General features: G+C 33.3%; 7 protein-coding genes and 1 CRISPR repeat array. All 7 genes read right to left on the bottom strand.

What is annotated here, in order from left to right; translation table 11 throughout:
- Positions 1-141: 141 nt before the first annotated feature.
- Positions 142-1656 (bottom strand): BCCT family transporter, encoded by a 1515-nt coding sequence (locus CD138_RS11435; RefSeq protein WP_019169143.1) that lies wholly within the window; start codon positions 1654-1656, stop codon positions 142-144.
- Between the two features lie 56 nt (positions 1657-1712).
- The gene (locus CD138_RS11430; protein WP_019169142.1) at positions 1713-2723 is read right to left on the bottom strand and encodes a zinc-binding alcohol dehydrogenase family protein; all 1011 of its coding nucleotides are present in this window, start codon (positions 2721-2723) and stop codon (positions 1713-1715) included.
- 177 nt (positions 2724-2900) lie between these two features.
- Positions 2901-3525: direct repeats of the CRISPR family, unit length 36 nt; unit sequence GTTTTACTTCTTTCTAAATAAACATAGTGCTAAAAC.
- 160 nt (positions 3526-3685) lie between these two features.
- Entirely contained in the window at positions 3686-4534 is an 849-nt protein-coding gene (locus tag CD138_RS11425; protein ID WP_019167921.1) for a hypothetical protein, read from the bottom strand.
- A complete protein-coding gene (gene cas2, locus CD138_RS11420; RefSeq protein ID WP_033193795.1) occupies positions 4531-4824 on the bottom strand; it encodes a CRISPR-associated endonuclease Cas2 in 294 nt (97 codons plus the stop codon). Before cas2 ends, CD138_RS11425 begins: the two co-directional genes overlap by 4 nt.
- A gap of 80 nt (positions 4825-4904) precedes the next feature.
- The gene (gene cas1 / locus CD138_RS11415; RefSeq protein ID WP_019167919.1) at positions 4905-5780 is read right to left on the bottom strand and encodes a type II CRISPR-associated endonuclease Cas1; all 876 of its coding nucleotides are present in this window, start codon (positions 5778-5780) and stop codon (positions 4905-4907) included.
- Entirely contained in the window at positions 5770-9801 is a 4032-nt protein-coding gene (cas9, locus tag CD138_RS11410; RefSeq protein WP_019167918.1) for a type II CRISPR RNA-guided endonuclease Cas9, read from the bottom strand. The genes cas1 and cas9 overlap by 11 nt, the downstream gene beginning before the upstream one ends.
- Before the next feature lie 331 nt (positions 9802-10132).
- Complete coding sequence (locus tag CD138_RS11405; RefSeq protein ID WP_244913362.1) at positions 10133-10993, bottom strand: sce7726 family protein; 861 nt, start codon at positions 10991-10993, stop codon at positions 10133-10135.
- Positions 10994-11002: the final 9 nt, after the last annotated feature.

Raw genomic sequence — 11002 nt, 5'->3', positions numbered from 1 at the left:
ATATTAAACTTTTTTACAAGATTAGATTCAACCTGTTTTACTTAAAAGAAACAATGCACCACAGTCAATTTTTCTAATTCAATACAAAAGAAAAAGAAGCGAAACTGTTGTTCAACAATTTCACTTCTTGATATTTCATCATTATTTTCTTTTACTGAGTCGTGGGCGTTCTTCGGCAAGTGCTTTGAATAATGACCACACCATAAAGATGATGACAAAGGAAAACGGAAGTGCTGCTATAATTAATAGGTTTTGAATCGCTTGTGTGCCACCTGTCAATAACATAATCAATGCGAAAAGCGCGAGCATGATACCCCAACTGACTTTCACCCAAGCACCGGGATCATTGTCACCATTTGTACTGAGCATACCGAGCACATATGTCGCTGAGTCTGCTGACGTCACGAAGAAAATCATGACGACGACTAAAGTGACAATACTCATGACAAAGCCAAGTGGAAAATGTTCCAACGTCGCAAAGGTCGCTGTTTCAATCGCTTCACCTGCGATATCCGCAATACCTTGATCTTGTAAATAAATGGCTGATGCACCAAATACTGCAAAGAAAATGAAGCAGACAAATGATGGTACGAATAACACACCTACAATAAATTCCTTAATCGTCCGCCCTCTTGAAACACGTGCGATGAAAATGCCCACAAATGGTGCCCATGAAATCCACCATGCCCAATAAAAGACCGTCCAGTTTTGAATCCATTGTGACTTTTCTGGGTTATTAATCGTTAAACGTAAACTCATATCGAAAAAGTGTGCAATATAATTCCCTAAACTATTCGTAAACATGTTCAATATGTAAAGCGTCGGTCCAATGACAAATACAACAACAAGGACAATAAACGCAAGAACCATGTTGATATTACTTAATGTTTTAATCCCTTTGCTGAGCCCAGACCAAGCCGACCAAATGAACAAGGCTGTCGCAATGATGATAATTAAAATTTGAGTCGTTAAGTTAGATGGAATGTGAAATAAGAAATTTAAACCTTCACTAATTTGAAGTGCACCGAAACCTAATGTTGCAGACACCCCTGTCACGGTCGCAATAATCGCAAGAATGTCTAACAATTTACCAAACGGACCTTGCATGCGCTTTTCTCCAAATAGCGGTGTTAATGTTGCACTCACTAAACCAGGATAGCCTTTGTGAAAGTTGAAGTAGGCAAAAGCAAGTGCAACAATCGCGTAAACCGCCCAAGCGTGAATGCCCCAGTGGAAAAAGGCAAATTGCAAACTGTCGTCAATCGCTGCTTGTGTGCCTGCCTTATGAATCGGTGTGGCTTTATAGGCATGTGAAATCGGTTCGGCTGTCGTCCAAAATACTAATCCGATACCCATCCCTGCACTAAATAACATCGCAAACCAAGATTTTAGTGAAAACTCAGGTTCTTCTCCTTCTTCGCCTAGCGTAATCTGACTGTATCTTGAGAAGAGTAAATAGACGCAAATCAGAAAAATCGCCAATAACAAGAGTAGATAGTACCAACTAAAATTTTGGCCAATCCATGCCGTCATCGCTTGGGTCATTTTTTCCATTTGTTTCGGAAAAATTGCCCCGAGGAGCACAAACAAACTACATAACAATAACGAAATCCAAAAAACAGCACTTACATGTTTCTTTTTCTCTAATTGTTTCATGACTTTAACTTCCCCTTAATCGTTAGTTAACAGTCACATTCCCTCTTTCACACAATTTATTCAACAATTTCAATTACAAGTTTGCCGATATGGGATTGGGCTTCCATCATTTCATGCGCTTTAAAAACATTTTCAGGTGTCAAACCTTTCATTACTGAATTTAAAGTTGTTTGATATTGACCAGCATCAACTTTAGCTGTGACATCTTCTAAATAGTGACGGTACATATATTCATCCACACCATGTATCGCACGTGCAAACATAAATTCATGTGTGAACGTAATACTTTTTTGTTTCAAAGCGTTCAAATCTTGATTTTGCTTAAACGCCACAATCGTTGCGATATGACCTCTTGGCTGAATTAAGTCGATCATCACATCGTAATAATGGTCTGTATCGTATGTACAAAAAATGTAATTCGGACGTGATAAATTTTGGACGTCAAATTGTTCAACAAGATTTTCTTTATAGTTCAACACCACATCAGCGCCCATTTTTTCAGACCACGAAATCGTTTCCGGACGAGATGCTGTCGTGATGACAGTCAAACCATACGCTTTCGCAATTTGTGTGGCAATACTGCCAACACCGCCTGCACCGTTAATGATCAATAACGTTTTGCCTTCATTAGCTTGGGGCTCTGGAGAAATATTGAAGGCATCGAACAATGTTTCATAGGCAGTAATCGCTGTTAATGGTAACGCTGCCGCTTCTGCAAAAGACAATTTTTCTGGCATATGCGCCATATAATTTTCATTTACGAGCTGATACGTTTGATTGGAACCATCACGTTGATTGGAGCCGGAATAGTACACACGGTCACCTGGTTTGAAATCCGTAACTTCATCACCAACCGCTTCGACTACGCCTGCTGCATCATAGCCAAGTACACGTTCCTTCGCATTGAGAGGCGCTTGACGCGTTTTCGTATCGACCGGGTTCACCCCTGTCACATGGACTTTTACCAAAACATCGTGTCCCTCTGGTGTAGGTATATCACGTGCGACCTTTTCAAACTGTTGTCCCTCGGATAATTGGAACGGTTGTCGTGCAATAATTGCTTCCATAGATTTCCCCTACCTTCTTTTGAGTTTTAATGAGCATTTGTGGCTATTATAACATGGAGATGGAAAAGGGACGTTGGTGGACATTTCGCGTAAATAAAAATGCCCCTCCATACCTTTATATTGAAGTTAAAAGATAGTGAGGGCAGTAAATATAGTTCGTAATTGATTTAAAAGTGGGGTGTCATACTTACTAAATAAACATAGTGCTAAAACGACGTATATGCTTCGTTTACTTCTACTAAAGTTTTACTTCTTTCTAAATAAACATAGTGCTAAAACAACACCTTGTAAAGCTTCATAAGCTTCTTAGTTTTACTTCTTTCTAAATAAACATAGTGCTAAAACAAGTGCATAAACCATAGCGACAATAAAGAGTTTTACTTCTTTCTAAATAAACATAGTGCTAAAACTAGATTCTTTAAGAACGTCCTCATCAATTTGTTTTACTTCTTTCTAAATAAACATAGTGCTAAAACTGCGAGTAAATAATGAAAAGACGCAACAAGGTTTTACTTCTTTCTAAATAAACATAGTGCTAAAACTGTAGTACCGTTTGAAAATTTTAGTTTGATGTTTTACTTCTTTCTAAATAAACATAGTGCTAAAACGGAAATTAGAAATTACATACAACAAAGAGTTTTACTTCTTTCTAAATAAACATAGTGCTAAAACAACATCGCTCAAATGAATAGGGGAGTTGAGTTTTACTTCTTTCTAAATAAACATAGTGCTAAAACTTTAATAAAGACGTCATAACTGTAGCCGTGTTTTACTTCTTTCTAAATAAACATAGTGCTAAAACCTCAAATCTCAAAATTCTTAACTGTATTCTGGAGAGAATTGAGGCTTCACACTATTAGAAGTAGTAAAACATAAAAAACGAGGAATCGTCTTACCCAACTCAATCGCAAAGTAAGTCACATAGTCATTACTTACTTGTCAATCATTGAATTAAGTATAACTTAATTGTAATGGTTTATAAACTTAAAATATCTTTCAAACTCAGAAAGGTTTTCACCTAAAAATTCGTGATATGCAATCATATTAGTCAATTGATGACTTACCATTTCTTCTGGAATTAATAACGATAATTCTTCCTTTATTTTTTCTATGTCATGACACGCTTTATTACTTTTACAAAGAAATATGTTTTCTTCATTTATGATGATAGAAGGATGATTGGTGAAGACGATCGTTGTGAAACGATACTTCTTTAAAAGTTGCATAAATACTTTAATATCGTGAATACCGAGGTGAGACTCCGGAAATAATACAATCAAAATGTTTTCTTTTGTTGAGTGAATGAGCAGATCAATGAATACTTTTCTTTTGTTTATTTCGTTTAAATCCTCAAGCTCATTATGAAAATCTAACCCAAATAGCTTAAAAAGTCTTCTCAGCTTCAAAATCGATGGCTGCAATTCTATTTGATAATCATCATCGTATATCCCTAAAGAATTTTTTAAACCCATTAGACTTTGTTCAAATTCTAAAAATGAATGATTCGCTTTTTCATAATTAATAATTTGCTCTTCAAAACGTTGATACACTTTTTCTTCTATCAATTTTTGACCTAATAAATTTGTGTCTCCACAATTTAAAATAATTGGATTAAAGTTTTTCGGGCTCATCGTCTCGTAGTCGTCTGATATAAAATGTGCAAACTGACTATCTTCAATAGTCTTATTCATCATATAATCCGTAAAGTTTTGTATAAAGGCTTCACATAGATTAGTATCTTCAAAAGTTATAATATTTGTACTTCTTTCTTTAATTTCAAGTACCTCTGTCATATGACTCGCAATTTTCATAATTCAATCACTCTTTCAGAACTCAAACCTATCTGCCCTTTTGGTGGCGCTCCTACCAGATATTTCATATTTGAAAATTGATTTTCTGTTACAACCAACGTCTGCACCATACCATTTGAAGGGACTATACTTTTTAATTTAGTCATTTGATGATTCAATGTGGAACTGTTAAATATTAACTTACAATATACAGAATACTGTAGTCTCACATATCCTTCATTCGTTAAAAATTTAACAAATTGTCGATATGCGCGTCTTTCACTCGATGTCTCTACTGGTAAGTCGAACATTAAAATTAATCTCAAATATCTCACCTCAACACATATCCCCTTAATAATCATTTTTTTACTTTCTAAAACTTCATGTTAAATTAATATGTCCAAGTTGGTATTTTTATAGCTTCTTTATCTCCAGTCGACAAATATTTAAACAAACTGTCTACATATATTTCTACAGCATTCAGAAAATAGTATCTTCTGTTGTCAATCATTAGCTTTATATTTAAAATGTTCAATATTGCTCTTTTTTGATCGGTTCCAAATTGTTGCGCTACATTTTTTAAAACCAAATAATCTATAATTGGTCTAAAAATCTCCATAAAGTCAGAAGCTAAATTATAAATATTGAATTCATTATGATGTTTGATACCCAATTCGGTAAGATAGCCCTTGCTTACAATCGTTCTTGCTACAATCGCTAATAATACTTGATAGCCATAATCCATAGCTGCATTTTGAGCGTTGTCATCACCTCTAGCACGACCATTATCTAATATGATATTAAAATAAACTTTTGCTGCATGTCCTTCACGATTGGTACTATCATCTAACGCTACACTATTCGCGAACGTGTCAAATAAATGTGTATTACTTTCTTTAAAACATTCTTGAACAACTTGCTTTTGGTTCAGTATTTTATGTTTAATCAATAACTGCCAAAGTTGTGCTTTACGTTCATTTTGCCAGTTGATTTGTTTTTGAATGCGCCTCGCTTGTCTATGATGACCATATAGTGGTAACAAAAGCGAATTCGGCAAATGCTTTGTATTACATAAAATGGTTATAATCTTTCGATCACTTAACGCATTCATGAGATGCCCAGTCATTGAAACATTAGGGTGCTCAATAACTAGACACGAGATTTCATTTAAGGGAATTCGACTTAAATTTTCATTTTTAACGATCAATTGATTCATTCGGAGTGACAATTTCGATTCTTTTGTTATGATTACTGTTCTAAAGCTCATTTCTAGACTCCGCTAATTTAAACAATGATTTAGGCTTCGTTGTTTTCAAACCTGAAATTGACTTATATGAGATTTTAACGTCTTTCTCTTTACCCAAAAATGCACGATTCCCCATACCACTTTTTCGACTTCCAATTTTTTCTGACCTTGCAGCCGATGCTGTAACGACTTTAAATAATTCGTCTATTGCTTTTATAAAGCCTTCATGCGTTTGATGAGATTCTGAAAAAAGTGTCCGAACTCTTTCCTCTTTTAACTCACTATCTAAATAATGGCGATATTCATTGATTACCTTCTCAGCTATAAAATCATATGTTTTGATTAGCTTTTCAACACTTGTCTCTTTATTGTTCATCGCCTTGTATAAAGAAAGTTGTTCCTCAACAGTTAACTCGAACTGTTTTGCATTAATCACTTCTTTGCTTGAAACGAAATAGCAAGGATGGTTGTTTAAATACAATAAGTCACCTTTGTTGAGTTTATAAACAATTTGGGCATCTAATACCTCGTCTTTATTCTCACGTCGCGCTAAGTATAATGCGAGCTCTTTTTCATTACCATTTGTAAATTTATAAAAATCAAATACATAATGATCAATTATTTGATATTGCATTTTCACTTTGCCTTTTTTAGTCGCTGTTTTGATTGCAACTACAAAAGTTTGATAAGTAGTGAGACTCGTATAAACAGCATCTGTACTTTTATCAGATTCATATTTTAGTTCTGCTGTTTTTGGTGATAGCGCTGTTTGGTTATAAAATTGTTGTGGTATATTTGCTAACTTTTTAGAGTAATTGATTTTAAAACGATTCAAATCCAGCTTGATTTTTGAAATAAGCCGTTCACCTTGGCTCACTTCCATTTTTTCGAGCTGTTTGAAAAAGAACAGTTCTCTCGTCTTTTGCTTCGTATTAAACTCACCTAAAGCTTTCCATTTCTCTCTAACTTTCTCCCATTTGAAATTGAAATCAAATAAATCTACATTTGGATAAGCAAGTTGCGCTCCGTGATATACGACACCATTCAAATAAGCATCGACCGCGTGATGTGCATCGTTCATTTGACGTATTTTAGGAATTTCAAATTTCTTCCTAAATTCACTTACCATTTTCGCTTTCATTGGGATCACTTTCGTATTCGGATATTCTTCTTTAAGAAAATCTCTCACATGTACCGAAATCTGGCGCGTTTCAACGAGCTGGCGCTGGATAAATCCTTCCTTGTCCATTGCAGTAAATTCTGGTTTCATTAATTTATGCAATTTACTGTCACTGATTAATCCCGCTTTATTTAAACTTTTCCAGTAAGCGATTCTTTCATAAGGTCGTTGGATGAATTGTAACGGAACTTGATCCCCTTTCGTTTGGTTCATCGTCTTAATCACTAAAACTTTATTGTCGATGGAATCATCTTTAATAAAACTTCGTGGAATAATGTGATCCACTTCGTAATATTTTGTCGAACTTGGAGATAATAGTTCATCTAAATCTATGCTTTTCCCAGAATACATACACTTTCCATTTTGGGAAAAGTACAACCATAACTTTTCTTGTTGTAACTGTTCATTACTCAAATTATTAGAGACGTCAATAATATGTTTGTATTCATCCACTGATTTTAATTTATTTTTCTTGATGTTATCATCCCATAATTGCTTACGGCTTTTTTGCTTTTTACCTTTTTGTTGATCTTCTGTCGCAAATTCCATAATAATCTTTTCTGGTTCACCAAATATTGAAGTCAACTCTCTCACCAATTTAATCGTTGACCAGATCCCTTTTTTCAAAGCTGGAGAAGTTGCTAAATCCGCAATATCCTGGTATTGAATTTTGTTTGATCGTACCTGATTTTCTTCTTTTATAAAACTCTGAAAATCATATACATCGTTCGTGATTATTTCCATAAAGTTTTCATCAGAATTTCTTAACAAATCGATAATCGAATGGTCATGATAGTTATGTGTTAATAATCTTTCACTCAATCTTCCCCACCCTGAGTAATTCAACTTTTTCAATTGATTAATTTGTTGGGACGTTAACTCCGGATAATTTTCTTTTAATTTTTGAACTAATATCTTTTTGTCTTCAAAAATGGTAATCCATAGAATAATTTCTTCAATTTGCGCTCTTTTATCATCAATATTCCCAAAAATTTTCGTCATGTCTTGATAGGAAGACAATTTCGATACAAACTTCTTATCATCTTGTGTTCCAAAAATAGACAGCTTCTCTCCGTGATTTATAAAATTTTCACGATGATTCGAATTCAACATGACTTCTAAAAATTTTCTATGACTGACTGTTTTATATTTCTTAAAGATGTGCTCTACTGCAAATAATTTTATTTTAGGTGTCAATCTGTATTTACGACTTTTTGAATCTGTTTGTTGTCGAATTTGAATTGAATTTAACTCATTTAATACTTCCATCTCTTGATACAATAAACTATTTTTCGGCAATACATCTTCATTCATTAAATATGTACATTTGTTTGTCATACGTCTAATAAATTGAGTCGCACTTTTCGAACGGTCTACAACTTCATCAAAGTTCCATGGTTTAATGGGTTCATTTGATTTTCTTTCCATCCAACCAAATTTTGCTGTTGTTTGGTCGTTAACAAGCGGCCCAACATAATAAGGAATTCTAAATTGAATCAGGCTTAAAACTTTTCCAATCATTTCATCCGTGATTTCAGCATGATACTTTTGTTGATTTCTCAAAATAGTTTCTGCTTCATATAAATTGATTTGCATTGGAATACTTGCATTATCTGTCGTATTTAAAACTTTTAACAACGTGTCATTTTCCGCTTCAAAATATAATGGACTCTCTTGAGGGATGATTTTTTTGAGTTCATCAATCAGTATTTTGTATTGCGCTTTAGGACGAATTAAATATTGATCGAATAAACAGAGCTTGCTTAAATTTTCTTTTTTCGGTTTTTCTTCATATTGTTTTAAACTTTCCTTACTCGAAACAAATATCTTTTTAAATTGTACTTTCGTTGGATCCGCTTTATATACAATATCTTTCACTTGATTTAGTTCATTTTTAAATTTATCGTAAGCTGCTACTTTTGAAATGGCCATTGACTTGTTGTCTTTTGAGTCATTCGCTGATTTATCCCATTTTAATATATCTTGAAGCGTGAATGATAAATAGATTTTATTGGCATTCTCAATGAACTCTAATTGCTCTACCGTTAAAAATGACGTTAAGTTCTCCTCATAATTATCAGCAAAAGAATGCGTTTGGTTCGCTTCTTTTAATTCCTCTACATTGTCAGCTTGATTAAATAAATCTCCTTCTTTAAATTTAAGACCTAAGAACATTTTTGAAAAATGTTTAAGTGCTTTCTCAATTTTACCAATCGCTTTTTCCCGATCATTTTTAGTCATTTCATTATCTTGTAAAATTTCATAGATTGTTTTTATCTTCTCGTAATCAAGATTCAAAGAAATATGATTGATACTTTCATATAGCGCAATCAATTCTACAAAATCGTCCATACTATTATTATCGTTTAAATTATCGATATTTAAATGATTAAAAAGAAAATGCCCTCTATATTTCACTAAATGATACAATGCCATATAGATCAGTTCTGGATCAAAATTCCTGTCTTCTAATAGAAGTGCTTTTTGTAAATGATAAATCGTCGGATATTTTTTAGGAGCATAGCCTAAAAACTTTAAAACCTCAGAGAGACTTTTATTTTTAAAATCCATGTTGTCGTTTTTCCAAGTGAACTGTCTCTGAAATTGATAAAAATTAGGGTTTTGAACTAAAGGCGCTAATATTTCTTGCAATAGACCTAAACGTTTAATACGACGATTATTTCTTCGTCTTGTTGTTCGAAACTGTCGTCGTTCTTGAGCTGTCTGAGCACCATCAAATAAGTAAACACCTATCGCATCTTTATCGTAGTATTTCAAAATATTAAACGTTTTATCCATGCATGCATAACCAACACTACCTGTACCAATATCAAGACTTAAAATATAAGGTTGATGAGCCAATACACTTACCCCCATTTAATTTATTTATTAATATTATCGCAAATCATTTGATAATTGTGAATACTTATGATATTATATTTTTGAAGTTTTACTTCATTCTAAATAAACATAGTTAAGTTAAAACAAGCTTAAAGCGTCAATGTAATATTTCATTAACACCCTACTGTGTCAGTGGGGTTTTTTTAATTGCAATAAAAAACCAAGACCTTTAGATAAAGTCTTGGTTTTCATTATTTTTACGTCCTTATTTTAATTCTTCCTCTAAATTTATAAACAAACAATGTTCTTATGCCTAATAGAGGTAGAAAAACCAGTATTTTCTACCTACACTTTATAACCTGAATTTACCTCCTCCTAATGCTACATTCAAATTATGGTAGTCTTTTTCCTTGAATTGGCTAAAATACGTTAAAAATCTGAGTTCATACGGTACATTCTTAAAATCATTTTGATAAAGGTTAACTGTATTTCTTTTCTTCAATACCTTAATAAACTGTTCATACAAAGGCGCAATTTCAATTTTCTGGAACATTTTCAATAGCACTTGATACTCAGAAAATTGATCGACTTCAGGACTGTAACCATAAAACATTTTGATGATTGTTCTTCTTTCTGCTTTCCTTAGAACTTTGTACATCGCTATATGATTTAACCATTGCCGGTTTTCGACAGGTTTCTGTTTTTGACTGATCGTATTTTTCTTAGTTAACACAGAAATTCCGACCGTGGTATTTAAGTACAGTGACTTTATTTTATCAAGATGTGCTTCGTCTACAATGATTTCGACATGGTCAAACACTGTGTAATAATCCATGATTTGGTTACTCAATCTTTGTAAAGAGTCGAGCTCTGTCTTGATTTCATACACAATCGCCTTACCATTAATTAATATGAAATCTGCTTTTGAGCGATTAACGGGTAATTCTGTCATAGCCACAGTTGTATTCAAAGAGTGCTTACCTAACAGCAATTTGTTTAACAGTGTGTTTTTATAAAAATATTCATTACGATATTCTTTTTTTAACACAGCATAAAGTTGTTGCATTTTGATATGATTATTTAGGTGAGATGCATGTTCATTAAAAATTTGTTGATAAGCGTTGTTCAATACCTCACTTTTCCCTTCATGTATTAATTCCCTTAACACATTTTTGGAAAACACTTTATTTAAAATATTGATTGTTGCCATCATTTCACCTCA

Origin of the sequence: Staphylococcus intermedius NCTC 11048, from assembly GCF_002902385.1 — a bacterium.
Taxonomy (GTDB): Bacteria; Bacillota; Bacilli; order Staphylococcales; family Staphylococcaceae; genus Staphylococcus; species Staphylococcus intermedius.
This window is presented reverse-complemented; position numbering and strand designations above follow the sequence as displayed.

Coding starts and splice junctions, on each gene's coding strand:
- cas1 (WP_019167919.1), bottom strand. CDS start 5,780: ATGAGCTTTAGAACAGTAATCATAACAAAAGAATCGAAATTGTCACTC.
- CD138_RS11435 (WP_019169143.1), bottom strand. CDS start 1,656: ATGAAACAATTAGAGAAAAAGAAACATGTAAGTGCTGTTTTTTGGATT.
- CD138_RS11425 (WP_019167921.1), bottom strand. CDS start 4,534: ATGAAAATTGCGAGTCATATGACAGAGGTACTTGAAATTAAAGAAAGA.
- cas2 (WP_033193795.1), bottom strand. CDS start 4,824: ATGTTCGACTTACCAGTAGAGACATCGAGTGAAAGACGCGCATATCGA.
- CD138_RS11430 (WP_019169142.1), bottom strand. CDS start 2,723: ATGGAAGCAATTATTGCACGACAACCGTTCCAATTATCCGAGGGACAA.
- CD138_RS11405 (WP_244913362.1), bottom strand. CDS start 10,993: ATGATGGCAACAATCAATATTTTAAATAAAGTGTTTTCCAAAAATGTG.